The sequence below is a fragment of the Erysipelothrix anatis genome, from assembly GCF_009828745.1.
Classification (GTDB): Bacteria; Bacillota_I; Bacilli_A; order Erysipelotrichales; family Erysipelotrichaceae; genus Erysipelothrix; species Erysipelothrix anatis.
Genome location: NZ_WTSX01000017.1, coordinates 1 through 25897 on the forward strand (window position 1 = coordinate 1; position 25897 = coordinate 25897).

Below are 25897 nucleotides of genomic sequence, written 5' to 3' on the forward strand. Positions count from 1 at the left end.
TATTTAAAATATTACAATGAAAATCGAATACAAGAAAAGCTAGGATATCAGTCTCCCGTTAATTATCGGTTGGCTTCATCCTAACTTGGTTTTTTCTTGAGTCCCAAGGAACTAGGTCAGTTCCATTGATAATAGAGGGTTTTTATTTTGACTTATTTTCCGAGTAAACGGAACATGTTCTTTTTGTAAACTTCAACGCCAGGTTGATCAAATGGATTCACATCCAACATGTAAACTGACATTGCAAGTGCCGTAAAGAAGAAATAGACCATATATCCAAATGTATAGGCATCGGCTTTCTCAATTGAGATCAAGATGTTAGGAACTCCACCTGTAACTTCATGAGCCTCAAGCGTTCCTTCAAATGCTTTTTGATTTATCCAGTGTAGGCTCTTGCCTGCGAGATAATTCATTTGGTCAAGATCATTTAATTCTTCAGGTACTAACATATCTTCGATTGGATTATCGATGAGTACGACCGTTTCAAATATATTTTTAGTTCCGTCTTGGATGTGTTGTCCCATTGAATGCAAGTCTGTTGAAAAGTTCACGCTTGCTGGTAATATACCCTTGCCTTCTTTTCCTTCAGATTCGCCAAAGAGTTGTTTCCACCATTCAGCAACAAAAAGCATGTGAGTTTCATAACTCACAAACATCTCTGTAACCTTCCCTTGTTTTTCTAGCATACGGCGTGCTACTGCATAAGTGTATGCAGGGTTTGCTGTAAGGTCAGGCGTATTAAATTCAAATGTAGCGTCTTTGACACCTTGCATTAACGCATCAATATCAATCCCTGCAGCCGCAATTGGTAAAAGTCCTACTGGTGTAATAACTGAGAAGCGACCGCCAATATCATCAGGAATCACAAAAGTTTCATACCCTTTGGTGTCGGCAAGTGGTTTTAAAAGACCATTCTTTGCATCGGTTGTAGCATAGATGCGTTGTGCTGCTTCTTCTTCGCCATAGACTGCTTCCATGTGCTGACGAATCATACGGAATGCGAGTGCTGTCTCTGTTGTTGTTCCAGATTTGGAGATGACATTCACTGCAACACGTTTGCCTTTAATATAGTTCAAAATACGAACTATTGCAGTTGATGAGAATGTATTTCCCACATAAATTATTTCTAAGTCTGATTGTGCATAAGGTCCTTGCAGCATTTCAATCGCTGCACGAGCGCCTAAGTATGATCCACCAATACCACATACTAAAAGAACATCAGCTTGTTCTTGTATGCGTTTAGCAGCAGTTTTGATACGTGCAAACTCTTCTTTATCATAACGGTTTGCCCAGTCTAACCATCCTGTATAGTCGCTTCCTTTTCCAGTACCTGCATGTAACATTTCATGAATACGATTCACGTCTTCTTGATAATCTAACACATTACCTTCTAATAGTGCGTGGCTTAAATCTACTTTAACCATATCTTTCTCCTTTTGCTTCAACCATCGAGGCATTATTGTCTCAAGCGTTTCAAAACCCAACTCAGCGTCCGGTACTAAAGGTCGTTTATTGTCTTTATCGGTGCGATCTTTTCGCGAAGAATAGTTCAATGCTTTCAATGATAAGCGCAATTGACTGGGTCCTTCACTCACATCAATAATCTTCGCAATAATATGTTCCCCTTGTGTTACATATTGACGAATATCACGTACAAAATCATCCGAAACTTCTGAGATATGGATAAGACCTGTGGTCTCTTCATCTAAGACAACAAAAGCACCGTACGGTTGGATTCCGGTTATGACACCTTCAACTATCTGTCCATTTGTATACTTATGTTTCATTTTCATACCTCAATATCCTATATATTATAACACATCCTTTTTTGTATGATATAATAAAAGTCAGAGGTGGATCCTATGAGTTCAAATTTTTATCCAATCATTTCAGCAATCTTGGCGAATGTGCTCGCACAGCTCTTGAAGCCATTGTTTTACTATTTAAGAACCGGGGAGAAAGACTTAAGTTCAATCTTCGAAAGTGGTGGTTTCCCAAGTTCACATACATCCTTGGTTGTTGGTCTTACGATGTCGTATGGGTATCTCTCAGGGTTCCAATCACAGTATTTCTTTATTTCGCTGGTATTTTCATTAACTGTTATTTATGATGCTGCGAATGTTCGCTATTATGCTGGTCAAAACATTAAGATGACCAAACAACTCATCCAAGATATCGAAATTTTGACACAAACTACATTGGAAAATCCTGTGTATCGTGAAAAAATCAAAGATGTTTTAGGACATAAATGGGTTGAGGTAATTGGTGGTTTCCTATTGGGATTAATCACAGCATCTGTTCTGTATTTCTTTCAGGGGTGATTAACATGACATTAGAAGAACGTATAATTCAATCGTTAGATAAAATCAGACCATATATTCAACGTGATGGCGGTGACATGGAATTCGTAAGTGTCAGTGACAAAGGCGTTGTAACGGTACGACTTCTTGGAGCTTGCATTGGGTGTGGCTTAATTGACTACACACTACGTGGCGGTGTTGAAGCACTGCTCATGGATGAAATTGAAGAAGTCACAGGTGTTATTGCCGAGGATTACGATTTATAATCGCAATACGATTTGGGATTGACACAAATCTAGTAGAAACAGTAAAAAAAGCATCTTCTATTTGTATCTTGTCTTAGCACAAGTGTACGAATAGAGGATGCTTTTTAGTGCTGCATCATCTTTATGTTTTTGTATGGGTATTTTTAACCAACCATGCGATAATCGCAATCACCAAAATAACGATAAAAGTCACGACAATATCAACCGTCATAAAACTCATGAAATCAAGATGTTGTGCGGCCGCATCATCCATGTTTTTGATAATCAAAAAGAGGATTACTTTAAATCCCATATAGCATGCGATTGTTGCGACAATAATACTTAGAACGAGACTGGACTGTTTTTTCTTCATAGATATACCCCACATTAGTTCAAGTATAGCAACCCATGAAGCTTCCTACAGGTTTCTTGGTTTAGGTGGTCAATTTTTATGTTTATCTGGTACAAAGAAAAACGATAAGTTTACTTATCGTTGTCATTAATAGGTGACCATGACCGTGTTGTTCTAAACTGTGACGCCAGTTCGTCTGCTACAGCAACCAATTCCGGATCATATCCATAGTGCTCAAGTAATCGAATCGCATTGGTTGTGTTCGACGGGCCTTGGCGAAGTTGATAATCAAATTCGATACCGTAGTTGGTGATCGTTTCGCGGAAATGATAATTCGTATAGATGGTCCCCAGCATTTCCGTAAGTTCAATATCGTGTGTCGCTGCAGCCACAAAACATGATTCATGAGCAAGAGCCGATAGCACTGATGCTGATGCTGCAATCCGCTCGATTGTATTGGTTCCTTTTAAAATTTCATCAATAAACACAAGTGTGAATGCTTCATGTTTTACAGCATCTAATATTCGTTTTATTGATTTTGTCTCGGTCACAAAGTAGCTATCTCCCGATTCAATGTTATCCCGCATAGCCATCGATGTAATGACTTGAGCATGACGCAATTCAAACGAATCTGCAGTACATGTATTGAAGTTTTGTCCTAAAATTGTATTCAATGCCAATGCACGGACAAAGGTCGATTTACCACTCGCATTCGACCCCGTTATCAGGCATCTTTGATCCATTTCAGCCGTATTCGCAATCGCTGCTTCTTCAATCAACGGATGGACAATATTTCTAAATTTAGGTGCGGAACGATCCGATATGATCGGAAGTGAATAACTTTGCAATGATTCACGATATGAAGCTGTCGCGACATAGACTTCAAGCATTCCCATTATTTCTATAGCTTCACGCATGGCGTCTTGATTCGAATTATAGATTTTGATGACGCGACTGTAGGCTAAGGGTGTTATCAAAAAATAAGTTGATAGTATCGTTGTAAAGAAACTGACACCCATTATATCACTTTGGTTGGTCGGCATCGCAAAGCTTAGCATCGCGGATACACCATTAAAAGGTTTTAACGATAATCGCAAACGCTCCATTTCTACTTCAAAAGATTCATGGTCAAACTTGGTAATTTTGTGGCCACACTTGATAACATCGGTAAAATAGGCTGCACTGGTTATGTTGGCTTTTATTTGATCGGTAACTTTTTCATTAAGTGCAAACATGGCAATGAATGAAAAGGTAACCCCTAATATTCCCGCCGTGACATCGATAAAAAGCATGAGAATTGATCCAATTGCGAAGGCTCTGGCTAATATAAGTATTATATTAAAGTTATGATCAATGGGCTCATAACCATCAAAGTATGCTTGCATCATTTTCTCACGCGGTTTTCCAATGCGGTTGAGTGGTAATAGCACTTTGAGTCGTGTTGCCTCATCTTCCATTGCTGTGACCTTTAATTCGAAATCATCGCGATTATGCTCGCGCATATCCCGTAACCGATAATAGAGCATGCTTTCTCCTAATGAAGACTGCGTTACATTCATGCGGTGAAACAATGCCTCCATATCCAAATCTTGGAACGTTGTCTCATCAATTGCCTGTACGGGTGTAAAACGATCAAAAAGATACCGTGCATTAGCCATTTCAAAAAACCGCGAATCAAACTCCGGTTTCTCTCCGTACTGTTGTTTAATCATTTGGATTGTTTGTTCTCTTTGAAATTTAGCAATCAAAAAGATAATAACTAACACACTTACTACAACACTAACTGCTACGATTATAACGCCCATAGTTTCCTCCTCATAGAAAAAGAAACAAGCACTATTTATTGGCTTGTTTCGTTAGTTTTATAAACTTTTGGATGATAAGCACGACTGCCGCAATCATTAATACATAATTAATAATACGTAGCATTGGCCATCCGCCAAAAGGATATAAGATGCGATCTGAAATCCACATTAAGGTAACAAGTATTCCTAATCCTACAATACTTGTATATGTCGATTTATCTTTACTCTTCTGTGCCATAGATCCTCCTATTCCACAATACTGAGTAGTTCCATTAAGTCCGCAATTTCATAATCCGGAATAATGTTACTGGTGTTTTCGATTTGTTTTGGATTGTACCATACGGTCGTTATTCCCGCAAGATTACCACCTTGAATATCTGCACTCAATGAATCACCGATAATCAATGTTGTTGTTTTATCCGCCTGTGGTAATTGTTTGAATGTATAATCGAAGAAAACAGGACTTGGTTTTGTTGCACCAACATCACTCGAAATAACAATGGCATCAAAAATATCATGAATTCCAACGTTATGCAAGCGTTTATGTTGTGTTCGACTTATACCGTTAGTCACTATTGCTAGTGTATACTTATCTGTAATTTTTGCAAGCAATTCCTTTGCATTGGGCATTAGAATGGGATGATTTTCTACATGTTGTCGAAATTTATCATCCATTTCATATCCGCTCATGCTGACTTCATAATCTTCAAATGAGCGCGCAAATCGCTGTTCCATGATTGTTTCTTTCGGAATATGGCCCGCTTCATGGTCGTGCCATAATTGATGATTTATGGCTAGATATTTTTCTTTGAGAGCATCGCTGTAAGGAATGCCCACATCGTTAAGTAACTTACCAAAAGCAATGTCTTGTGATGCTGTGAAATCGAGTAATGTATTATCGATATCTAGTAATATAGTTTTATACTTCATCTTAAACCCCGCTTATTTCATACTTCTAATAATACAACATTCTAAACGTTTTGTATCGCTTACTTGAAAAAAAGTCCATGAGCTAAGCTCACGGACTTTAGGATTAGTCTTCAGAAAATTGGCTATTGTAGAGGGTTGCATAGAAACCATCTTTGGCGATGAGTTCTTCATGATTTCCCACTTCAATAATATCTCCTTTGTCCATAACAAGAATCATATCTGCGTTACGAATTGTCGAGAGACGGTGTGCAATAATAAAGCTCGTACGTCCTTCCATCAATTTATCCAATGCTTGTTGGATAAGAACTTCGGTACGTGTATCAACAGAACTTGTGGCTTCATCAAGTATCATAATTTTCGGATCGGCAAGAATTGCACGAGCGATTGTTAATAATTGTTTTTGTCCTTGGGAAACGTTGGATGTTTCTTCATTAAGAACTGTATCATAACCATCAGCTAAGGTTCGAACAAAGTGGTCGACCTGTGCTTCTTGAGCAGCGGTATAAACTTCTTCATCCGTTGCAGCGAGATTACCGTAGCGAATATTTTCTTTAATAGATCCACTGTATAACCATGTATCTTGAAGAACCATACCAATGGTCGAACGTAAATCTTCACGTTTGAAGTTTCGGATATCAATACCGTCAATCATAATTGATCCAGAAGTAACATCGTAGAAACGCATTAACAGTTTAACAATGGTTGTTTTACCAGCACCTGTTGGACCAACAATCGCGACTTTTTGGCCTGGTTTAACGTAGGTACTAAAGTCATTGATAATTGTCTGTCCTGGAAGGTATCCAAAGTTTACATTCTCAAACATAACAGAACTTTGCAGTGTTTCCAAATCGTAGTCAACGGGTGTTTCTGCCGGTTCTTCGTCCTCTTCTAAGAATTCGAACACGCGCTCTGCAGCCGCGATTGATTGTTGGAATTGTGCGGAAATACTTCCTAATTGTGCAATCGGATTTAAGAAGTTACGCATATATTGGATAAAGGATTGAATATCCCCAACACTAATCATTCCTTGCGTTGCGTACCAACCTCCAAGAATACTAATTACAACATAACCAGCATTCCCAATAAAGTTCATCATTGGTTGTGCTAAGCCTGAGAAGAAATTACTTTTCCATGTTGAGTCGTAAAGACGGTTATTGATTTCATCATGTTTTGCTAATGAAATGTCTTCCGCATTATAAGCTTTAACAACAATTTGGCTTCCGTACATTTCCTCAATATGACTGTTCAACTCTCCCAAGTTGTCTTGTTGCGCTTGGAAGAATTTTTGTGATCGGCTAAAGATAAAGACCATGATTCCAAATGATACCGGCATAACGAGCAATGCCGCAAGCGTCATTTGCCAGTTAATCGTGATCATCATATATAAGACCCCAACAATGGTCGTTACCGATGTGAGAATCTGTGTAATACTATTGGTCAAGTTTGTATCAATAACGTCAATATCGTTCGTTACAATTGAGAGCGTATCTCCAACTGTTGTTTTGTCAAAATAGCTAAGGGGTAGGCGGTCAATTTTAACCTGCATATCTTTACGCAATTTGAATGTAATATCACGAGAAATTCGTGCCATCACAAATCCTTGAATATAACTAAACAGGAAACTAAAACCGTAAATAGCTGAGAGGAAGATAAGGATTTGTCCAATCTTCTCAAAGTCTACACCACCAAGTCCTTGGACACGAGAGACCAATCCTTCAAAAAGAACGGTTGTCGCTTGTCCTAAAATCTTCGGTCCAATGATTGCTAAAACCGTTGAGATGAGTGCTGCAATCAGAACAAAGATGAATTTCACCATATGAGGTTTAATCAACCCTGCTAATTTGCGAATTGTTTGCTTCATATCTTTTGCTTTTCCAGATGGAGCTGAACTGTTATTTTTTGCCATAATTCAATTCCTCCTCTGATAATTGTGACGCAGCAATTTCATAGTATGTGGCGCTGGATTTGAGGAGTTCTTGGTGAGTTCCAATTCCTACCATTTTACCTTCGTCCAATACAATGATTTGATCTGCATCGATAATTGTATTAACACGTTGTGCAACAATCATCAGTGTTGCATCTTCATAATTTTCGTGAATTGCTTTTCGTAAAAGTTGATCTGTTTTAAAGTCTAAAGCAGAGAAACTATCATCAAAGATATAGATTGACGCATCACGTACTAAAGCACGTGCAATACTGAGTCGCTGGCGTTGTCCACCAGAAACGTTTGTTCCACCTTGTGCAATACGATATTGGAGTCCTTCTTCTTTATCAAGAATAAAGTTTCCTTGCGCAATTTCTAATGCTTTGAGGACTTGTTCATCACTTGCCCCTTGATTTCCGTATTTCAAGTTTTCTTCAACCGTTCCAGACAGTAAAATTCCTTTTTGAGGAATATAACCGATGTCTTCGCGAAGCGTCTTCTGATCGATATCACGCACATCGACACCATCAACACGCACAACACCTTCACTTGCGTCATAGAAGCGTGGAATCAGGTTGATTAAGGTTGATTTCCCAGACCCTGTAGACCCAATAAAGGCCGTTGTTTGTCCTGGTCGTGCAGTGAAACTAATGTCTTTGAGGACATATTCATCCGCTCCGTCATATTTAAACGAAACATTGTCAAACTCAACAACACCTCGTTTTGTATCATCAAACGGAAGGCTTGTTTGCGGATCCTCAATTGAGTTTTCCGTTTCAAGAATTTCGTTAATACGGTTTAATGATACCATCGCACGCGGAATAAAAATAAACATCATCGAGATCATAAGGAAAGCCATAATAATTTGCATTGCATATTGCACGAAGGCCATCATATCTCCGATTTGGATGATTCCATTTGAAACTTCACCTGCACCAAACCAAATGATTCCCACAACTGTCATGTTCATTATTAACATCATGATTGGCATCATAATCGACATGACACGGTTCACAAATAATGTAAGGTCTGCAACATCAACGTTTGCTTTTTCAAATCGTTTGTTTTCAAAGTCTGTATTTCCAAATGCACGCATAACCATGACACCACTTAAGTTTTCTCGGAAAACTAAGTTTAAACGGTCTACGAGCGATTGTCGTATTTTAAATTTCGGCATTGCAACAAAATAAATAAAGAGAAGAACAACGAAGAGAGCGGCGCATGCTGCACCAATTAACCACGTCATGGAATCGGCTTTATTTTGAATCATGACAATCCCACCTATAGCCATAATTGGCGCATAGAAGAAAATTCGAATAGACATCATGATCATCATTTGTACTTGTGTAACATCATTGGCTGATCGAACAACCATTGATGATTGTGAGAATTTATTAAATTCTGCACTTGAGAAGCCTTGGATTTTTTCAAAGACTTCACGACGTAGATTACGGGAAAATCCTGCCCCTGTACGTGTTGCGGATAGTCCGACTAACACAGCAGCAATAACCCCAACAAATGTTATTCCTAGCATTTGTAATCCGGTCTTAAAGATATAGTCACGTTGTAACGTTGATATATCCGTTCCTTGTTCTTCATAAAGCATTTTTGCGACCATGACGCCTGTTTGTGCTTTTAAAGAATCTTGAGTTTCTTCAGCCTTTGCAAATGCCGCTTCTTTGATTGAATTGTCTAAGGACTCAAAGAGTGGAATTGCAGGGTAAAGATCTGTGATATTGAAATCTTCGGACATTTGACCGTTCATCGGTTCGGTTCCGGGAATTTCGTAGTTCATCAATGTCCAAATGGATTCTCCCACTAACACATCGATTTCTTTTCGATCTACATCATCGTTGATGACTGCTTCATTACCAGATACTGTATATGCATTTTTAAATGCATTTGATTGTGTTTCTGGAAGTACAGCAGCGATTAGATCGTAGCCATTCTTACTCATTACTTCTGGACTTGCATGTTCGATCCCCGACTGTTGGATTCCGACGTTTACGATATCCGACATATAATTCGGAAGTTTTAGGTCGGCCCACGCCTGAACAAACAAGAGCGATATCGCTACCAGAACTAGTAGTATGAATGGTTTCATATTCTTAAGAATACGTTTCATTCATGTACCTCTCTCTCATAATCTTCACATAAATTTCATAAAATGAACCATGTTCAGTTACTATTATATTACAAATTATCGGCCATGACAATTTTAATGGTTCGATTTTAACAAATCTTCACGTTCCCATAGAAAAAGTTGTTATCACAGGATAACAACTTTCGTAAATTTAGAGCCTTAGCTGTAACACATTTGATTTCTAGAAAGATACGTCATAAATAAAATACCGCACTGGTCCCCACACAGCGCGGTATTTTATTTCGGTTCAAGGGCATTACTAATAACCAAACAGTTGTACGTAGTAATGCATGCCTCGAACATCTCGAATTACGGCAGTTCCAACCGTCCCAAAATCTCCATAGAGAATATTGTCACGATGTGATTCAGATTGCATGAAGCCAGCTTGTGCTTCTTCAGAGGTCTTTTGTCCGTATGCAATATTTTCAGCATAGACATGGCTACTCACGGTATCCCATAAGCGTCCATCCGGACGTTTATGATCAAATGTAATAAGAAGCTCCTTAGCCCTTGTTTTAGCAGCTTGCGATAATTCATCCGACCACGAAAGTTCTGTTAAATAAACATCACGTCGGGATTGATTAATTGATTCGAATAATGCACTTGCAAAAGCATCATCATAAACACCTTGTGTCACACTCTCCAAGGTTTTAACCCCAACTTCTATAATTTCTGCAGTTGCAGGAACTGTCTCTGCAAGATTTTCATATGTCGTTATGTCGCCATTATGTTCTAACTGAATGATTTCATAACGATAATACCCATCCGCTCCCGATTCAACAATTCGCGAATCACCAACAAACAATAATCCTGAAGGTCTTTCAATTGTTTCATAGTAGATAGGTTCAATTCGCTCATCAATTACTTTGGAATAACTGGTCACTGTGTCACCAGTCATCACCATGCCCAGTTGCTGATTTGAGGCACAACCCGTGATAAGTAAAACTACTATAAGTAGCAGTAGTATTTTCTCCACATAATCACCCCTTCAAAAAAATTACTAAGGGTTGTTTTATACAACACGGCATCCTATCATGAACATAGGATTATAATACCATTGTGTCTGACACATTATAAGGTTTATCGCACAATTATTAAATCATGTTCGTTGTATATTGACTAACATGCTGTATTTAGTGGTTATTTGGTAACTATTTTTCAATTGCTGTGTGTTTTTCTTGTGATTGAGGAATTAAGATTTAGAATTAAACATAAAAAAAGATAACCTAAGTTATCTTTTTACATTTTAAGAATGGATTCCATAAGTGCACGTTGTTTCTGTGTGTAAGTCTGTGGAAGTTGGCTCTCACGATACGTCATGCCATATGCATAGTCACTCACTGAAACAATCGGCGGCATTTGAATGCGCTTGTAGACAGCGACATTCATCGTTCGAATAACCCATTTCAAATCATCGATAAACGCTTCAGGTTTATCCAATTGATAGGTTTTGAGATAACTACCGAGTTTCGTATTGTAAATGGTACCATCTCGATATGATGTAAGCAAATCTTCCAAAGAGTCTTTTTGTAAGAATTCGATGAGAGCATCATGATACCCCCATTTCATAGGATCAAATTGATCATCCTTTAATTCTGCACTTGGTGCAAATTCCCAAGATACATGTGTTGCTTCGTCATGAGGAATGAGGTTTTGTGGAACGAGTTCTGCCTCAGCAATTTCGTTCAGTGATTGCGCAACTTTTCCAACTTCCATCTTAGTAAGATCTCCAAGTATCGCCAGCGCACCAATTGCATCACCATAAAGCGTTGCATAACCCAATGCAACCTCTATTTTATTTCCATTATTTGAAACTACAGCATTTTCTAGGCTCGATACACTCATCAATGTATGGCCTCGTAGACGCGCTTGAATGTTTTCATAGGATAAACCTTCGACCGTTTCGTAACCACCGTGACCTAAACTTTCAAGTGTTGCATCAACCATGGAAGCAATTGGAATCTCCAATAATTTAAAGTTTAGTTTTTCACTGAGATGATAGGCATTACTCTTGGTAATGTCACGTGTGAATTTACTTGGCATTGTAACACCCAATACACGATCTTCTCCCAGTGCTTTAACTAAGAGCGATACCGTTACACTGCTATCAAGACCACCCGATACACCTACGACCCATTTTGGACCGTATGCAAGTGTTTCCTCATCAAAATAACGAATTGCGTGGATGAGTGCTTCATAAAGTTTGTGCTCGACTGGATTTTGATGTGCCTCAAGGGCCATCAAATCAATCACGGTTTCTGATTGCTCAAAATTTTGTGGTAACTCATGAATTGTGTTAGGCGTCACAACCAATGACCCACCATCAAATACTACGACATTTTTACCATTGTTTTGCATTCCCGTGGCATTCACATAAACAAATGGCATTGATAGATTGTGACGACGGATTGTGTCAAGGCGCGATGTCTCTTTGCCTTTAACCCATGGTGATGCGGAAATATTAATCATTACATCAGGGTTATAGGCTTTCATTTGTGTCGTAGGTGACATATCATGCGTTTCATCCCACATATCTTCGCAGATTTGAATTGCAACTTTTTGACCTTTAAATTCAAACGGTTCAAAATTACCATGGCCCGCATGGAAATAACGTTTATCATCAAAAAATGTATAGTTAGGCAATAAGTGTTTGAAATAGATACCCCGATCGGTTTGAGATGCACGTTGTGCCCAATCCCCATCAACTGCAAAATACGCCGCGTTGTATAAATGCTTTCCATCATGATGCACATTTCCCCAAATAACTGCGGTTCCTTCAGAGAGCACTTTTAATTGATCGTTATACTGCATGAAATCATGAATTGTATCTAGATTATTATATTTATCCCCCAACATGTAACCACCGACGGCCATTTCTGGGAAGACAATGATATCTGCTTGATTCTTATGGGTTTGAATCGCTGCTTTCATTGCTTCAAAGTTTCGTTGTGGATTATTTGAAAAAATACGTTGTTGTATAATTGCTAGTTTCATTCGGATACTCCTTTTTGACGATAGTGCTCATAGGCAAAGGATGTTGCTGCTCCAACCGTACTCAACGAGACACGTGCATCATAATCAATTCGAACATGATCATCACTTAAATCAAGGAGTGAGCGCGAAAGCCCACGAAGTGCGCCTCCTAAAGCAATACAGACACGGTTAGGCATCGTGTAGTGATGAAGCGCAACACTCTCATCACCACGGTATGCAGCAACAATGCGAACATCGTTTTCTTTTACAATAGTCATATCGTGCGCTAAATCATCAGATTTTAACCACCATAACGATTCACTTGCACCAGCACTTGCACGAATCAGTTTTGCTTCATTATCATAAAAATCATAGTTTGGCGTCACAATACCATCAAATCCCAAAGACGCCACCGTACGGCAAATCTCACCAAGGTTAAAAGGATCCGTGACCCCTTCAATACACATAAGTGCAAGTTGTCCTTGCTTTAGCGTATCAAAACCATCCGAAATTCGTGGTCCGCATGCAACTAAATATCCACCATGGCTCGTATTTCCTGCCAATTGATCCATAGCCTCACGATCTAACCGTTCAATCGGTAGTCCCTGCGCAATTCCTAAAACATAACGCGACTCTTTGTCATGATGTTTATCAAGAATATAGACGGCACTAATTTCTCGTTTTCGTTCTTTTAGAATTGCTTTAACACTTATTTTACCTGATACAATCATAGAATACTCCACTCTTTAAATTTATCCAAAATCGCAGTCTCTAGAACGCGAACACCTTGTTTTTTCAACTGTAAACCATTTGGTTTAACAATATTATAAGCTCCGGTATCGAATGCCGCTTGATTCAGCAAGCCATCCAATGTAATTAATTCAAACCCATACGATTTCGCAATTTTACGGGTGATGTATATTTTATCCTGAATATCGTAGCGAACATGATCACAGATTGCATAACGAGATACATAAAAAGGTTCAATCAAGACAACACGTTTGAGTGTCATAGCATCCAGTTTACGGGCTAATTCATGATACTGGTTTTCAAAATTAAGCATGGATGCAGTTGTTCCCGATAAAATATCGCGCCGTAAGCTCAAACTATCTTCATTACCAATACTCACAAAAACAACGCTTGGTTTCAGTGTTGTGCAATCGGATTGAAAATTATTCAATACATCCTCCATAAGATAGTGCTTTTGTGCACTGTTATGAATGTTATAATTTTGCAATGATTTCGTTAATGATCGTGTTAATGATGTACTCACAAACGTATTATCACCCAACAGTACGATGTTCGCATTTTTCTTTAATCTCATATTCAGTCACCCCATTTATTTTATTATACATGTTTAAACGAAAAAAAGAGTTCGAAAACTCTTTTAAACTTGGAAAAATGCCCATCCACAGTACAATAAGAGCAAATCGAGGAACCCACCGGTAATTCCTACGGTTCCAAGTAATTGTCGAAACTCTGGTACTTGTAGAATATTCAGTTGGAATCCAAAGATAAAGACAACGATGATTGCGATGACAACTTTTCCTAACCAACGGTTATTTGCTTTGCTGTGTGGGGACATAAAGTGTCCAATCACTAGAAGCATAACCATCCAAATAAATGTTAGAAACCACGTAAAGGTTCCAGGTATAAATTTTAAGAGCAGACTGTAAATTATTGCGGATGCAACAATTGCCAGTAATGCGGTCCAATGACGTTTCAAACTTTCACAACTCCTTCTTGTTTAAGGCGTACAAACGCACCAAACAATATTCCCAATCCCGGAATAATTGTCGATGGTAACCAGACAAGATTCATAAACGATCGAATCTGCATCGTATCGTACATTAAATTCCCAAAAATTGGGTTCATAAGACTATAGAATAACCATGGCGTCTTCAGGTGTAACACGTAACTGTATGCAAAAATAATTAAAAACGTTGCAAGTAAGATACCCGTTAGTACAAGAACTGCTGAATCAATGGTTGCGATAAGGTTACGCTTATTAGATTTTGAAATAACGAGCAGATAACCAGGAATCGCATAAATAATAAATCCTATAATACTAATTATAATTACTTGGAAACCAACATGAATCCCTCTAATATATTGAATTAAAGGGTGACCGTTTCCATACATTAAGAGCGTTATTGTTGCGACAATGAACTGAATTCCTATCACAATTAGAATCATTTTTAACCGCTCTGGATTTTTATTGATTTTCATAAGACTCCTCTTTTATTTTTTATGGGTCAAGATCATGCTATCGCCAAAGGAGAAGAAACGATATTCAGTTTCAACTGCGTGGGCATATGCGTGGTCAATTTCCGCTTTACCAGCAAAGGCGCTGACAAGCATAATGAGTGTAGATTTTGGCAAGTGGAAGTTCGTAATAATTGCATCCACTGCTTTCCATTCATATCCTGGATAGATAAATATTTTACTTTCATCTTCTGTCTCAAGAAAGGTTCCATGTTCGCTCATAATCGTTTCCAAAGTTCGGACTGATGTTGTTCCAACAGCTACAATACGACGACCTTCGGCACGTGCTTGATTTAAAACATCTGCTGTTTCTTGGGTCATAAAGTATGATTCGGCATGCATCGTATGCTCGAAAATATTATCTACTTTGACAGGTCGGAATGTTCCTAAACCGACATGTAATGTTACAGGAACAATCATAACACCTTTTGCTTTCAATTGGTCAAGGATTTCTTCAGTAAAGTGTAATCCTGCAGTGGGTGCCGCAGCACTTCCTGCAACTTCCGAATAAACTGTTTGATAACGCTCTTTATCTTCAAGACGTTCATGAATATACGGTGGCAACGGCATTTGTCCCAGTTCATCCAGCACCTCTAAGAATATCCCCTCAAAAATTAGGTCAAAGAATCGAATGCCTTCTTCGCCAATTTTAGTACAGATAGCTTTCAGTTTTCCGCCACCAAAACTTAGTTCTGTTCCTAGTTTCACAACCTTAGCGTTTCCAACTAGGCATTCTGCAGTTGTCCCTTCAAATTTAAGAATCAACAACTCAACATGTGCACCTGTCTCAGGTTTTTCTCCGAAAAGACGAGCAGCAATAACGCGAGTGTTATTAACCACCAAGACGTCCCCTTCATGCAAGTAGTCAGTTATATTGTAGAAGTGTTTATCTTCAAGATTCATACCGTCCACAACCAATAAGCGCGACTCACTGCGTTTGGCGGCAGGTGTTTGTGCTATCAGTGACTCTGGAAGGTAAAAATCAAAATCATTTACGTTCATAAGTGTTCTCCTAAAAAGTTCTTTACTATTTTAACACATTCCCTTTTGTGATTGCGAACTCTTGGAATTCTTGAATCATTCGTAAGTGAACGGGAACCATTAATTCTGGCAATTGATCCAGTGGAAAAAAATGAACACCTAGGGATTCATCAGGATTATGTTGCAAATCTCCATCATAGTCCATTGTATAGAAAACCGCGGTTACAACGTACATCTCATCCCCATTTTCGAGTACAACATGATGCGACGGTCCTGAATAATTTTTGAAAAATTCCAGTGTTCGAATCGTCAGGTTAGTTTCTTCTTTGACTTCTCGAAGGGCAACTGTTTCAAAACTTTCGCCAAGATCCATCATTCCTCCAGGAAGGCCAAAATGACCTGAAGTACGCTGCTCCAAAAGAACTGCCCCAGCACTATCAAAAACAAGTACAACTGAACCTGGCAATATAATTGGACGGTGCCCAACAAATTGTCGTAAGTATTTGTAATATTCCATAAGTAACTCCTATCTATCCTTTGATATACAAAAAAGCTTAGGATATCCTAAGCTTTAAAATTATGCGTTTACTGAGAAGATATCCTCAGTGGTTGGTGTTACTGTTTCACCATCACGATGTAATGTTATCGCTTGGCCTGATGTTATAATCATTGGACTGATAATTGATTTTCCAGCCGCCTTGATGAGGTCAAGATCCATCGTTGCAAGTTTATCTCCACGGGATACTTTATCACCGACTTTAACGTGCGATACAAATCCTTTGCCTTCAAGTTGAACCGTATCAATTCCTAAGTGAACAAGAATTTCAACGCCATCTTCTCTGACAATACCATAGGCATGGCCCGTTGGGAACACAACCGTTACTTCACCTTCTGAAGGTGCAACGATTGTTCCTTCGGTTAATTCAATGGCATAACCATCACCCATCATTTTTTGGGCAAAGACAGGATCAGGAACTTGTTCTAATGATAAAACAGTTCCAGTTCCGAATGCTCCATATGATTCATCTGTTATTTTCTTTTTACGTTTAAAAAACATATATATACCTCCAAGTGGCGCTACGCCGCATCAAGTCATTATTAGTTGATTGTTGGCGCTTGTGTATCTATTTTATCATTTATTCACGCGGAATAGATACGTTAACGACTATTTATTATGAAATTACAATGACATTTGTGACGTATTCATCTCTAGTTTACATTACGCAGTGATGGCGTAGACACATGCTTCATACGGTTTCAATTCGCATGTTGCAGTTAAAGTCGTACGTCCCACATTGGAAAGCAAGATTTCTTTAACGTTTTGTTTCGGTTGATATGCAACGGTATTGCCATAAAAATTAATGACCACTACAATCGTTTCTCCGTTATATTCGCGGGTATAAATCATAAGCTCCGGATGATCCATTGCTTCAAATGTTATCGATCCCGATTCAATAATTCGCAAAGTCTTTCGTAACGCAATCAGTTTGCGGTAATAATGGAAGACTGAATTCGGATTATCAAGGTTATCTGCAACTGTTTGGACATTTGGATATTTGGTCAATCCTAACCACGGGGTTCCTGTCGTAAAACCATGATGTATGGTATCATCCCAAGGAATGGGAGTTCTTGAGTTATCGCGCGAGCGTTGGCGTAAAATTTCAAGTGCTTCATTATCTGACATCGATGTTCTTAGAATTTCATAATAATTAATCGACTCTACATCACGATAATCGTCAATGCTATCAAAGTATGCATTCGGTAACCCAATCTCTTCACCTTGAAAAATATAAGGCATTCCGCGCATTAATTGCATCGCGGTTGCCAGCGCAGTTGCCGATTCAAATGGATATTCTTGATCATTTCCGAAACGAGATACAGAACGGGGTTGGTCATGATTATTTAAAAATAACGACATGTTCGCATTATTTGCTGCCATTGCATCTTGCCATGTTTTCATCAATGTTTTGAATTGCAAGAAATCAAATGGCATTAATTCCCATTTCTTTCCATCTTTGTAATCCACTTTTAGATGATGGAAGTTGAAAATTGTGGATAACTCTTTATTTTCTGGAGTTGCATAAGCAACTCCATTTTGAACATCTGTCGACGAGAGTTCACCAACAGTGGTGATATTGGGATATTTTCCGAATGTTTCTTGATTCAAGCGGTGAAGGTGTTCGTGAATTCGCGGGCCATCGGTATAGAATCGACGTCCGTCCCCTTCAAAATCATCTTCAAAAGTATCGGGATTAGGTTTAGAGACCAGATTAATGACATCAAAACGAAGTCCTTGAATTCCCTTATCCAGCCAGAAATTCACAACATCTACGAGTGCTTGGAAAACAGGTTCATGTTCCCAGTTCAAATCCGCTTGGGTTACATCAAAAAGATGTAAATAATACAGATTGAGCGATTCAACATATTCCCAAGCATTTCCTCCAAACTTTGACTCCCAATTGGTTGGTTTCTCGCGGAAGAAATAGAAGTCTTGATATTGTGGATCCTTGAGTGCTCGTTTGAACCATGCATGTTCTGTTGAAGTATGATTTAAAACCATATCAAACATAATACCAATATCACGTTTTTTAGCTTCTTGTATCAACGTTTCAACCGATTCCATTGTCCCAAAAACAGGATCAATTGCAAGATAATCCGCTACGTCGTATCCATTATCACGCTGTGGTGATGTAAAAATCGGAGTTAGCCAAATCATATCGATACCTAAATATTGGAGGTAATCCAACTTTTCAATAATTCCTTGAACATCTCCAATTCCATCCCCATTTGTATCATAAAATGACTTTGGATAAATCTGATAAACTATCGGTAACTTATTTTGCATTGCCCTCAACCTTTCTGCCATATGCGACAGTAATTACAAACGGAACAATAATGACAACGAGGGCAATCATAAAGAATAATGGCCAACGGTCAATATTAAATGATAAGAATCCTGGCAATCCACCAACTCCAATTGAGTTAGCCATCAATCCAAATCCAACCGAGATAACAGCCGCAATTGATGAACCAATCATCGCAGCAATAAATGGATAGTTATACTTCAAGTTAATTCCGAACATTGCTGGTTCCGTAACACCAAGATATGCTGAAATAATGGAAGGAATCGATACTTGCTCTTCTTCGGTATTGCCTCGATGGAGCCACCAAATTCCAAGAACTGCACTCCCTTGAGCAATATTACTAAATGCAATCATTGGCCATAAGAGCGTTCCACCAAAGTCATTAACGAGCTGCATATCAATCGCATTACTCATGTGATGTAATCCTGTTAAGACTAGGGGTGCATAGAAGAAACCAAAGATTCCTGCAAAGAGAATTCTAAATGATGATGTTAGACCTGAATAGACGACATTTGAAATCCATGAACCAATTGTCCATCCAATAGGACCTAAAACAACGTGTGCAATTAAGACTGCAGGTACTAATGCGAAGAGTGGTACAAAAATCATTGAGACAGCACTTGGGATGATTTTCTTCCAGAACCGTTCCAGATATACCAGAGTAAATCCAGCAAGCATTGCAGGAATGACCTGTGCCTGATACCCAATCATTTGAACTTGTGCAAATCCAAAATCCCAGAAAGGAATTGCTGTTGCACCAGCTACCTCATACGCATTCATTAATTGTGGTGAAACTAAAGTAATCCCTAAGACAATTCCTAAGATTTGTGTTGTTCCCATCTTGCGTGAAATTGACCATGTGATTCCGACTGGTAGGAATTGGAAAATTGCTTCTCCGATGAGCCATAAGAAGTGGTTAATCCCTGCCCAGAATTGTGAGTTATCGACGATTTTACCCCACTCGCCCCATGTAACACCTTCCAGAATATTTCTAAACCCAAGAATGAGTCCCCCAATAATTAATGCAGGAATAAGCGGTGCAAAAATTTCTGCCAAGTTGCTCATGAGTTGTTGAACTTTACCCTGATTCGTTTTAGCGAGTGTTTTGACACCTTCTTTTGTGGTCCCTTCAACTCCAGATATTTCTACAAAATCATTGTAGAAAAGATCGACATCATTTCCAATGATGACTTGAAATTGACCAGCTTGTGTAAACGTTCCTTTGACTGCTGGAATCTTTTCAATTGCTTCAATCTCAGCTTGGTCAGGATGATTTAACACAAAACGCATCCGTGTGACACAGTGTGTTACAGCCCCAATATTATCCTTGCCACCCACGTGTTTTAGTAAATCACGTGCGTCATTTTGATATTTTCCCATCTTCTTTCCTCCTTTGGAATGGGGTTTAAAGAAGAAAACATAAAAAGCCTCCCAAGACGCCATAAAAGACGCACTTGAGAGGCTTGCCCATAATTCCGGTAACAAATCCTCACTTGCCTTTATTCATCATCTCCAAACGGTTTAGATGAATTGTAAGATAGACAAGTTCTTGTGGGTTTAGTTTTTTCTTTAAACGATTTTCAATGTATTCCTGAATTTGTAGCGAACATTTGTAAGCACTATCAAATTCTTCAATAACATTGTACAAGATATTTTCTTCGAAGTCAATTTGTGTATCGCTCAGTGCCCGCTGGACGAGCATTTTTATATGAATTGTGATGCGTTGTGTTGCTGCTTCTTCTAGTTTCAATGAGATTAAATAGTAATCACGAACAATATTCAAACAGTTTAGAACCGTGTCCGTTAGAATCGAGGATTGGTTTTTAATATCCGCATGGGCACCATTCACAATATGCATCGTCAGGAATCCAATTTCATCGTCAGGCATATTAATTCCATACTTTGTGTTGACCATTTCAAGCAATCGAGTTCCAAATTGGAACTCATCACCATAAAGAATTTGAAGATCATAGTTCATTAAATTTTTAATATCTTGACCACTTCGATGACGTTCCATCGCAAAATTAATATGATCAATCAACGTTACATACGCATGAGCATCCAAATTGATTCGCGTTTGCTTCGACACATTATCAATCAGACGATACATGTCATAGAACATACTTTCAGGAATATCGCGAACAAGCTGAGACGTCTTTAAAACATCTTCTTGCTTGAGTTCGAAGACTTTTTCAATTTTTCGGTTATCAACTTTGGCATGAACTTTCCCCTGAAAGCCAACACCCATCCCAACTATAATAACTTCCTGGAGTCCACTCATGGCACTCACAACGTTATTGTTGAGTATTTTTTTTATTCGGTACGTTTTTTCCATCGTGAGTTCTCCTGTGTGCATTGTACCGTTTAAATGAATTTATTGTCAAATCTTTAACAAAAGAAAACTCGCGGTTTATGAACCACGAGCTTTTGGATTTAGTATAAGTCGCCATGGACTCGAATATAGTCCATGAATGATTTTTGTACATCGTCATAATACTTGCAAATAACACGTTTTGAAAAAGCATCTATGTTTTCTGGAACGTCATACATTGGATAAAAGGTCTGACTGCCATTGGGTTCAAAATCTTCAGTATAGTAAATTGTATGAACTTCTACGAGCCACTTACTTGGGCTAAACTCGGAATCTGAGTACACATTCATCAATGATAATGTTCCTACTTCCAAATTATGCACGTCTTTCATATCCATACGTACTGAATTTTCTAATGTTTGCTTTTGTTTTAATTCTATATTGGGTAGCGAATATACCCCTCGTTCGTTTTTTGCGAGAAGGACATTTCCTTCTTTATCTACGGCCAATAACGTTGCAATTGGCACTACTTTTGGGGTCTGCGTTTGTCTGAATTTTTTGGACATCGTTACCACCTCCGTAAATCCATTATGCATTATTTATGTGTAATTTGAGCGAAATAAGTACTAACACACAATCTCACTAAGTTTGGGGAATTGTTGTTTTGATAGGTTGAACACGGTAGGTACTAATCATATCAATTAAAACTGATGACACTGTTACCGTGATTAATGAGTAAACTATTCGCGACATCGGAATATACGACAATGATAGTATTAGCACTGAAAAATCTGTAATCATGTACGCTTTCGCAAGTTTCCAACCTGTACGTTCAGAGATGATGAGTGCAAGTGCGTCATCACCACCACTCGATCCCCCACTTCTAACAATAATCCCGACCCCAATACCTACAAACATTCCTGCAGCGATTGCAGCGACGAACTGATTCGTAAATAGATGGGTAATTAATGGAGGTTGAAGTTCCCACATTCTTAAAAATGCAGCAACAAAAAATGATGTGATCACCGATTTTTTAATGAAATCGAGACCTAAGAATTTGAATGCAAAGGCATAACACAATAGATCCAATGCAAAGGAAATGTAGGAAGCGTTAATCCCTGTCCAGTGGTTGATGAGTAGAATCCCACCAATAACTCCACCTTCGGTGATTTGTAGGGGTTGGTGAATATTATAAAGACCGAATGATAGGATCAGAGATCCTAGTAACATTGCCCCAACAGTCTTCCTATTTTCTTTATTGCGAAACATTGTATTTCTCCTTTTTCTATATATTGACCATTCTAAACCCTAGTACTATACTAGAGTCAAACAAAGAACTTTGGAGGATACCCATGAAACAACTTTATACGATCAAAGAAATTTCGCAGTTATATGGTATTGGTGTTGATTCCATTCGCTATTATGAAACTAAAGGACTGATTGCACCGCAACGCGGCGACAACAATTATCGCTATTATTCTCTTAATGATATTTTCATTCTCAACATCATTCGCGACCTCTTGGCCTTAGATTTTTCCACTGAACAGATTAAAGACTATTTAGATGCTTTTTCACTCAGTCATACAATTACACTCTACGAAACCGAGAAAGAACGCGTCCAAACGGAAATATCAAAACTAAATGAAATCTATGAATCTCTAAACTATCGGAGTGATATGCTACGCTTTTACCGTCATTTAGACACCGCCACGATCACCATCAAAGAGTATCCAATTCGCTACGGTTACGAACTCGAATCACAAATGCGAAGTGATGAAGAAACTGATTTTGTGATCAAACAACTACATAGGAAGCACCAAGAAGAATTGGATGAATTGGGTGACTTAGAGATTGGTGCCATCCCTTCCTATGATGATGCAAATCAAGGAATCATAAATACCATGCAATCGGTATTTTTTATTGGTGATGAAGAAACCGACGATTATGACTTTATCCTTCCAGCGGGTACCTACATTTCTATTTTCTATCAAGGGTCGTATAAGCAGAGTGTTGCGAATTTGAAGAAAATTATTAATGTTGCACATGAGCACGGCTATACATCCGACAATCGTCCTTTTGAAATTTATCGTATCGATAACCGCTACACTCAAAATGAGTCCGAGTTTTTAACTGAGGTACAATTAAAATTAAACGATAAAAAAACCGCCTAATAGCGGTTTTTTATTGTTCTGATGTTTCCGTAATTGCTTCAAGCTCACGTTCTAGCTGTTGTTTCTCAAATACTTTAAAGAATGGATAGTATATGAGCAACGAGATTATGAAGTTTATGATTACTAGGATAGCTGCCATTATTGTCCAATCAGTGCTAATCCATGCAGCAATTGGCGAGAGGACAGTAAACGGTAACTTCGCAACCATCATCGGAATCAAATTAAGTTTCAAGAAGATGTATGAAACTGTCGTCATAACCAATGGAGCCACAATAAATGGGATCGCAAGAATTGGGTTCATAACAATTGGAGCTCCAAAAATAATTGGTTCATTAATGTTGAAGAGTCCCGGAAGAATCGACAGTTTTCCCAATTGCTTCAAATATTTTGATTTTGAGAACATAAAGAGAACAACAAGTGCCAACGTTGCTCCCGACCCACCAATCCATACAAACCATTGAATAAATTGCTCCGTAAATATATTGGGGAGTTGGGATGCAGGTACACCATTAGTGAATGCTTCCATATTTTCGGCAATCGACATGTCCCAAAATGGACGAATAATGGGACCTAGAATTGCCGGACCATGAATTCCCATTACCCAAAAGATGCAAATTAAGAATACCGTTAGTAACCCTCCAATTAAACTATTTCCTGTTAATAGGCCTTTCAACGGCATTAGGATGGTTGTGAGGAAACCATTAATATCAAAGCCTAAGAGATAGCGTATCGTCCAGAAGAATAGAATTACCACAGCTGTTGGGAGTAGCGCAATGAATGAATTCGCGACTTCTGGTGGAACGCCATCAGGCATTTTTATCGTCCAATCTTTTGCTTTCATATAACGGAAAATCTCGACAGTAATTATCGAAGTAACAATTGCTGCGAACAATGATGATGAACCTAATGCTCCGATATTGATGTAACGACCTGAACCAATCACACCATCAACAGCTTGTGTGACATGAACAGGAACAACTGTCGAAATAAGAAAGGCCAAGACAGCAAGTAGTCCTGTTGATACTTTATCCAATTGGTAGGTACCTGCTAAATGCTGGGCAATGGTAAACGTACAATATAGTGACATCGTTCCGACAGTAAAACGGAAGGGAATATCAAGCATTGCTTTGTACGGCTCGATGACCGCAGCAATTTCGGGTACGGGAATATTCAGCAAAATTGTAAAAAACGATCCTACAATCGTTAACGGAAGGGTGGCGATAATACCGTGACGGATTGCGGACATGTGGCGCTGTCCACTAATTCGTGTCGCATAGGGCATAATCTTGGCTTCCAAAAATGTCATTAATGCATTCATAGTGAATCCTCCTATATAAAACATTATAACATTATATTCATTGGATTCAATACAAATATGTATGCGTTTTCAATATATGGGTATTCTCCCTTCTATTAACAATAAAAAAGCTTCGACATATTGTGTCAAAGCTTTTTTCTGAATTAGAAACCAGAAGTGTTACTTCCATCCGCAATTCCATACGCTTCATAGACTTCATCACGAAGTGCAAGGAGACGATCGTCTTTAATTGCTTCTCGAATATCTTCCATTAGTTTTAATAAGTAACGTAAGTTATGGATTGATAATAAACGCATTCCAAGACCTTCGTTTGTACGCATTAAATGACGTAAGTAGGCTTTAGAGTATTTAGTACATGCCTCACAATCACAATTTGCATCGAGTGGTGAGAAATCACGTTCATATTTTACACTCTTCATGTTGATACGACCGACACTTGTCATCGCAGCACCATGACGTGCGATACGTGTTGGTAAAACACAGTCAAACATATCAACACCGCGCAACACACCTTCAAACAATCCATCAACACTTCCGACACCCATTAGGTATCGTGGTTTGTCTTCTGGTAAGTGTTTGATTGTATCTTCAATCATTTTATACATTACATCTTTAGGTTCACCAACACTGGTTCCCCCAATTGAGTAACCTGGGAAGTCCATATCAACGAGTTGTTTTGCATGCCATTCGCGAAGATCAGAGAATTCTCCACCTTGGCAAATCCCAAAGAGGGCTTGGTCATGCGGACGTTGGTGTGCTTCTTGGCCACGTTTCGCCCAGCGAACTGTTCGCTCGATACTTTCTTTCATATACTCGTAAGTTGCAGGATATGGAGGACATTCATCAAAGCTCATGATGATGTCTGCTCCTAAATCATTTTGAACTTGAATTGAAATTTCTGGAGTTAAGAAGAGGGCATCGCCGTTAAGATGGTTCTTAAAATGAACGCCTTCCTCAACAATTTTACGAATTTTCCCTAAAGAGAAGACTTGGAATCCACCACTATCTGTGAGGATTGGTCCGTCATAATTCATAAATTTATGCAATCCACCTGCCTCTTTAACAATATCGGACCCAGGGCGAAGCCATAGGTGATAGGTATTACTCAAGATTACTTGTGAATTGATATTGTACAAATCTTCAGGTGATAAAAATTTAACAGTTGCAAGTGTTCCGACCGGCATAAACATTGGCGTTTGCACAACGCCGTGTGGCGTTTCAATGGATGCGAGTCGGGCACCTGTATCTTTTTCAGTTTTCAGCAACGTATATTTTAGTGGTTGGTTATCCAATGCCATAGTACGACACCTCTCTC

General features: G+C 38.7%; 27 protein-coding genes and 1 pseudogene. 4 read left to right on the forward strand and 24 right to left on the reverse strand.

Going from position 1 to position 25897, the window contains the following annotated elements:
* Window positions 1-84 (forward strand): IS3 family transposase (locus GVV19_RS10915; protein WP_328598615.1); only part of this gene is annotated, 84 nt, incomplete at its 5' end.
* Between the two features lie 68 nt (window positions 85-152).
* Here the strand turns inward: GVV19_RS10915 and GVV19_RS10110 are convergent.
* Together GVV19_RS10110 and GVV19_RS10835 are read right to left on the reverse strand one after the other, a co-directional pair.
* Window positions 153-1424 (reverse strand): glucose-6-phosphate isomerase, encoded by a 1272-nt coding sequence (locus tag GVV19_RS10110; protein ID WP_236262345.1) that lies wholly within the window; start codon window positions 1422-1424, stop codon window positions 153-155.
* Window positions 1425-1616: 192 nt separating this feature from the next.
* Window positions 1617-1793, reverse strand: a pseudogene (locus tag GVV19_RS10835) (S1 RNA-binding domain-containing protein); the annotation flags it as partial.
* Window positions 1794-1862: 69 nt separating this feature from the next.
* Here GVV19_RS10835 and GVV19_RS10115 point away from each other — a divergent pair.
* On the forward strand, window positions 1863-2321 hold the full coding sequence (locus tag GVV19_RS10115) for a divergent PAP2 family protein (RefSeq protein ID WP_159634470.1): 459 nt from the start codon (window positions 1863-1865) through the stop codon (window positions 2319-2321).
* A 5-nt stretch (window positions 2322-2326) separates the two neighbouring features.
* A complete protein-coding gene (locus tag GVV19_RS10120; protein ID WP_159634473.1) occupies window positions 2327-2566 on the forward strand; it encodes a NifU family protein in 240 nt (79 codons plus the stop codon).
* A 121-nt stretch (window positions 2567-2687) separates the two neighbouring features.
* On the opposite strand, the gene GVV19_RS10125 is transcribed toward GVV19_RS10120, so the two are convergent.
* The 20 genes from GVV19_RS10125 to GVV19_RS10220 form a co-directional block, all read right to left on the reverse strand.
* Entirely contained in the window at window positions 2688-2918 is a 231-nt protein-coding gene (locus tag GVV19_RS10125) for a hypothetical protein (RefSeq protein WP_159639743.1), read from the reverse strand.
* Window positions 2919-3028: 110 nt separating this feature from the next.
* Window positions 3029-4702: a MutS-related protein gene (locus tag GVV19_RS10130; protein ID WP_159647389.1), complete on the reverse strand. Its 1674-nt coding sequence runs from the start codon at window positions 4700-4702 to the stop codon at window positions 3029-3031.
* A 31-nt stretch (window positions 4703-4733) separates the two neighbouring features.
* On the reverse strand, window positions 4734-4940 hold the full coding sequence (locus tag GVV19_RS10135) for a hypothetical protein (protein WP_159634482.1): 207 nt from the start codon (window positions 4938-4940) through the stop codon (window positions 4734-4736).
* 8 nt (window positions 4941-4948) lie between these two features.
* A complete protein-coding gene (locus GVV19_RS10140; RefSeq protein ID WP_159634485.1) occupies window positions 4949-5632 on the reverse strand; it encodes a YjjG family noncanonical pyrimidine nucleotidase in 684 nt (227 codons plus the stop codon).
* 103 nt (window positions 5633-5735) lie between these two features.
* Window positions 5736-7538, reverse strand: coding sequence for an ABC transporter ATP-binding protein (locus GVV19_RS10145; protein WP_159647391.1), 1803 nt, complete (start codon window positions 7536-7538; stop codon window positions 5736-5738).
* Window positions 7525-9681 (reverse strand): ABC transporter ATP-binding protein, encoded by a 2157-nt coding sequence (locus GVV19_RS10150; protein WP_159647393.1) that lies wholly within the window; start codon window positions 9679-9681, stop codon window positions 7525-7527. Before GVV19_RS10150 ends, GVV19_RS10145 begins: the two co-directional genes overlap by 14 nt.
* A gap of 277 nt (window positions 9682-9958) precedes the next feature.
* Complete coding sequence (locus GVV19_RS10155; RefSeq protein WP_159647395.1) at window positions 9959-10675, reverse strand: CAP domain-containing protein; 717 nt, start codon at window positions 10673-10675, stop codon at window positions 9959-9961.
* Window positions 10676-10938: 263 nt separating this feature from the next.
* Window positions 10939-12693 carry an NAD(+) synthase gene (gene nadE / locus GVV19_RS10160; RefSeq protein ID WP_159647397.1) on the reverse strand — a complete coding sequence of 585 codons (1755 nt, stop codon included), beginning with the start codon at window positions 12691-12693 and terminating at the stop codon, window positions 10939-10941.
* Window positions 12690-13403, reverse strand: coding sequence for a TrmH family RNA methyltransferase (locus tag GVV19_RS10165; RefSeq protein ID WP_159639750.1), 714 nt, complete (start codon window positions 13401-13403; stop codon window positions 12690-12692). The genes nadE and GVV19_RS10165 overlap by 4 nt, the downstream gene beginning before the upstream one ends.
* Window positions 13400-13996 carry an SGNH/GDSL hydrolase family protein gene (locus tag GVV19_RS10170; RefSeq protein WP_159634503.1) on the reverse strand — a complete coding sequence of 199 codons (597 nt, stop codon included), beginning with the start codon at window positions 13994-13996 and terminating at the stop codon, window positions 13400-13402. Before GVV19_RS10170 ends, GVV19_RS10165 begins: the two co-directional genes overlap by 4 nt.
* A gap of 63 nt (window positions 13997-14059) precedes the next feature.
* Entirely contained in the window at window positions 14060-14398 is a 339-nt protein-coding gene (locus GVV19_RS10175; protein ID WP_159634506.1) for a hypothetical protein, read from the reverse strand.
* Complete coding sequence (locus GVV19_RS10180; protein ID WP_159647399.1) at window positions 14395-14901, reverse strand: hypothetical protein; 507 nt, start codon at window positions 14899-14901, stop codon at window positions 14395-14397. The genes GVV19_RS10175 and GVV19_RS10180 overlap by 4 nt, the downstream gene beginning before the upstream one ends.
* A 12-nt stretch (window positions 14902-14913) precedes the next feature.
* Window positions 14914-15939, reverse strand: coding sequence for a tRNA preQ1(34) S-adenosylmethionine ribosyltransferase-isomerase QueA (gene queA / locus GVV19_RS10185; RefSeq protein ID WP_159647401.1), 1026 nt, complete (start codon window positions 15937-15939; stop codon window positions 14914-14916).
* Between the two features lie 25 nt (window positions 15940-15964).
* Window positions 15965-16435 (reverse strand): NUDIX hydrolase, encoded by a 471-nt coding sequence (locus GVV19_RS10190; RefSeq protein ID WP_159647403.1) that lies wholly within the window; start codon window positions 16433-16435, stop codon window positions 15965-15967.
* Between the two features lie 60 nt (window positions 16436-16495).
* The gene (locus tag GVV19_RS10195; RefSeq protein WP_159634518.1) at window positions 16496-16975 is read right to left on the reverse strand and encodes a PTS sugar transporter subunit IIA; all 480 of its coding nucleotides are present in this window, start codon (window positions 16973-16975) and stop codon (window positions 16496-16498) included.
* A gap of 162 nt (window positions 16976-17137) precedes the next feature.
* Window positions 17138-18763 carry an alpha,alpha-phosphotrehalase gene (locus GVV19_RS10200; protein ID WP_159647405.1) on the reverse strand — a complete coding sequence of 542 codons (1626 nt, stop codon included), beginning with the start codon at window positions 18761-18763 and terminating at the stop codon, window positions 17138-17140.
* Complete coding sequence (gene treP / locus GVV19_RS10205; protein ID WP_159639757.1) at window positions 18753-20162, reverse strand: PTS system trehalose-specific EIIBC component; 1410 nt, start codon at window positions 20160-20162, stop codon at window positions 18753-18755. The genes GVV19_RS10200 and treP overlap by 11 nt, the downstream gene beginning before the upstream one ends.
* A gap of 109 nt (window positions 20163-20271) precedes the next feature.
* Window positions 20272-21117: a PRD domain-containing protein gene (locus GVV19_RS10210; RefSeq protein ID WP_159639758.1), complete on the reverse strand. Its 846-nt coding sequence runs from the start codon at window positions 21115-21117 to the stop codon at window positions 20272-20274.
* 98 nt (window positions 21118-21215) lie between these two features.
* Window positions 21216-21659, reverse strand: a complete 444-nt coding sequence (locus GVV19_RS10215) for an NUDIX hydrolase (protein WP_159634530.1) — start codon at window positions 21657-21659, stop codon at window positions 21216-21218.
* A 76-nt stretch (window positions 21660-21735) separates the two neighbouring features.
* Entirely contained in the window at window positions 21736-22362 is a 627-nt protein-coding gene (locus GVV19_RS10220) for a YitT family protein (RefSeq protein WP_159639761.1), read from the reverse strand.
* An 83-nt stretch (window positions 22363-22445) separates the two neighbouring features.
* On the opposite strand from GVV19_RS10220, the gene GVV19_RS10225 reads away from it, so the two are divergent.
* Window positions 22446-23264 (forward strand): MerR family transcriptional regulator, encoded by an 819-nt coding sequence (locus tag GVV19_RS10225; protein ID WP_159647407.1) that lies wholly within the window; start codon window positions 22446-22448, stop codon window positions 23262-23264.
* Window positions 23265-23274: 10 nt separating this feature from the next.
* Here the strand turns inward: GVV19_RS10225 and GVV19_RS10230 are convergent, their stop codons facing one another.
* A complete protein-coding gene (locus GVV19_RS10230) occupies window positions 23275-24582 on the reverse strand; it encodes a PTS sugar transporter subunit IIC (protein ID WP_159647409.1) in 1308 nt (435 codons plus the stop codon).
* Window positions 24583-24725: 143 nt separating this feature from the next.
* Window positions 24726-25880 carry a tRNA guanosine(34) transglycosylase Tgt gene (gene tgt, locus GVV19_RS10235; protein ID WP_159634539.1) on the reverse strand — a complete coding sequence of 385 codons (1155 nt, stop codon included), beginning with the start codon at window positions 25878-25880 and terminating at the stop codon, window positions 24726-24728.
* Between the last annotated feature and the right edge of the window lie 17 nt (window positions 25881-25897).

What these genes read in the sequence shown, in the direction of transcription:
- GVV19_RS10210 (WP_159639758.1), bottom strand. Translation starts at nt 21,117, where the DNA reads ATGGAAAAAACGTACCGAATAAAAAAAATACTCAACAATAACGTTGTG.
- GVV19_RS10180 (WP_159647399.1), bottom strand. Translation starts at nt 14,901, where the DNA reads ATGAAAATCAATAAAAATCCAGAGCGGTTAAAAATGATTCTAATTGTG.
- queA (WP_159647401.1), bottom strand. Translation starts at nt 15,939, where the DNA reads ATGAACGTAAATGATTTTGATTTTTACCTTCCAGAGTCACTGATAGCA.
- GVV19_RS10215 (WP_159634530.1), bottom strand. Translation starts at nt 21,659, where the DNA reads ATGTCCAAAAAATTCAGACAAACGCAGACCCCAAAAGTAGTGCCAATT.
- GVV19_RS10195 (WP_159634518.1), bottom strand. Translation starts at nt 16,975, where the DNA reads ATGTTTTTTAAACGTAAAAAGAAAATAACAGATGAATCATATGGAGCA.
- GVV19_RS10220 (WP_159639761.1), bottom strand. Translation starts at nt 22,362, where the DNA reads ATGTTTCGCAATAAAGAAAATAGGAAGACTGTTGGGGCAATGTTACTA.
- GVV19_RS10230 (WP_159647409.1), bottom strand. Translation starts at nt 24,582, where the DNA reads ATGAATGCATTAATGACATTTTTGGAAGCCAAGATTATGCCCTATGCG.
- GVV19_RS10140 (WP_159634485.1), bottom strand. Translation starts at nt 5,632, where the DNA reads ATGAAGTATAAAACTATATTACTAGATATCGATAATACATTACTCGAT.
- GVV19_RS10125 (WP_159639743.1), bottom strand. Translation starts at nt 2,918, where the DNA reads ATGAAGAAAAAACAGTCCAGTCTCGTTCTAAGTATTATTGTCGCAACA.
- nadE (WP_159647397.1), bottom strand. Translation starts at nt 12,693, where the DNA reads ATGAAACTAGCAATTATACAACAACGTATTTTTTCAAATAATCCACAA.
- GVV19_RS10200 (WP_159647405.1), bottom strand. Translation starts at nt 18,763, where the DNA reads ATGCAAAATAAGTTACCGATAGTTTATCAGATTTATCCAAAGTCATTT.
- GVV19_RS10115 (WP_159634470.1), top strand. Translation starts at nt 1,863, where the DNA reads ATGAGTTCAAATTTTTATCCAATCATTTCAGCAATCTTGGCGAATGTG.
- GVV19_RS10150 (WP_159647393.1), bottom strand. Translation starts at nt 9,681, where the DNA reads ATGAAACGTATTCTTAAGAATATGAAACCATTCATACTACTAGTTCTG.
- GVV19_RS10120 (WP_159634473.1), top strand. Translation starts at nt 2,327, where the DNA reads ATGACATTAGAAGAACGTATAATTCAATCGTTAGATAAAATCAGACCA.
- tgt (WP_159634539.1), bottom strand. Translation starts at nt 25,880, where the DNA reads ATGGCATTGGATAACCAACCACTAAAATATACGTTGCTGAAAACTGAA.
- GVV19_RS10110 (WP_236262345.1), bottom strand. Translation starts at nt 1,424, where the DNA reads ATGGTTAAAGTAGATTTAAGCCACGCACTATTAGAAGGTAATGTGTTA.
- GVV19_RS10145 (WP_159647391.1), bottom strand. Translation starts at nt 7,538, where the DNA reads ATGGCAAAAAATAACAGTTCAGCTCCATCTGGAAAAGCAAAAGATATG.
- GVV19_RS10190 (WP_159647403.1), bottom strand. Translation starts at nt 16,435, where the DNA reads ATGGAATATTACAAATACTTACGACAATTTGTTGGGCACCGTCCAATT.
- GVV19_RS10165 (WP_159639750.1), bottom strand. Translation starts at nt 13,403, where the DNA reads ATGATTGTATCAGGTAAAATAAGTGTTAAAGCAATTCTAAAAGAACGA.
- treP (WP_159639757.1), bottom strand. Translation starts at nt 20,162, where the DNA reads ATGGGAAAATATCAAAATGACGCACGTGATTTACTAAAACACGTGGGT.
- GVV19_RS10170 (WP_159634503.1), bottom strand. Translation starts at nt 13,996, where the DNA reads ATGAGATTAAAGAAAAATGCGAACATCGTACTGTTGGGTGATAATACG.
- GVV19_RS10225 (WP_159647407.1), top strand. Translation starts at nt 22,446, where the DNA reads ATGAAACAACTTTATACGATCAAAGAAATTTCGCAGTTATATGGTATT.
- GVV19_RS10135 (WP_159634482.1), bottom strand. Translation starts at nt 4,940, where the DNA reads ATGGCACAGAAGAGTAAAGATAAATCGACATATACAAGTATTGTAGGA.
- GVV19_RS10130 (WP_159647389.1), bottom strand. Translation starts at nt 4,702, where the DNA reads ATGGGCGTTATAATCGTAGCAGTTAGTGTTGTAGTAAGTGTGTTAGTT.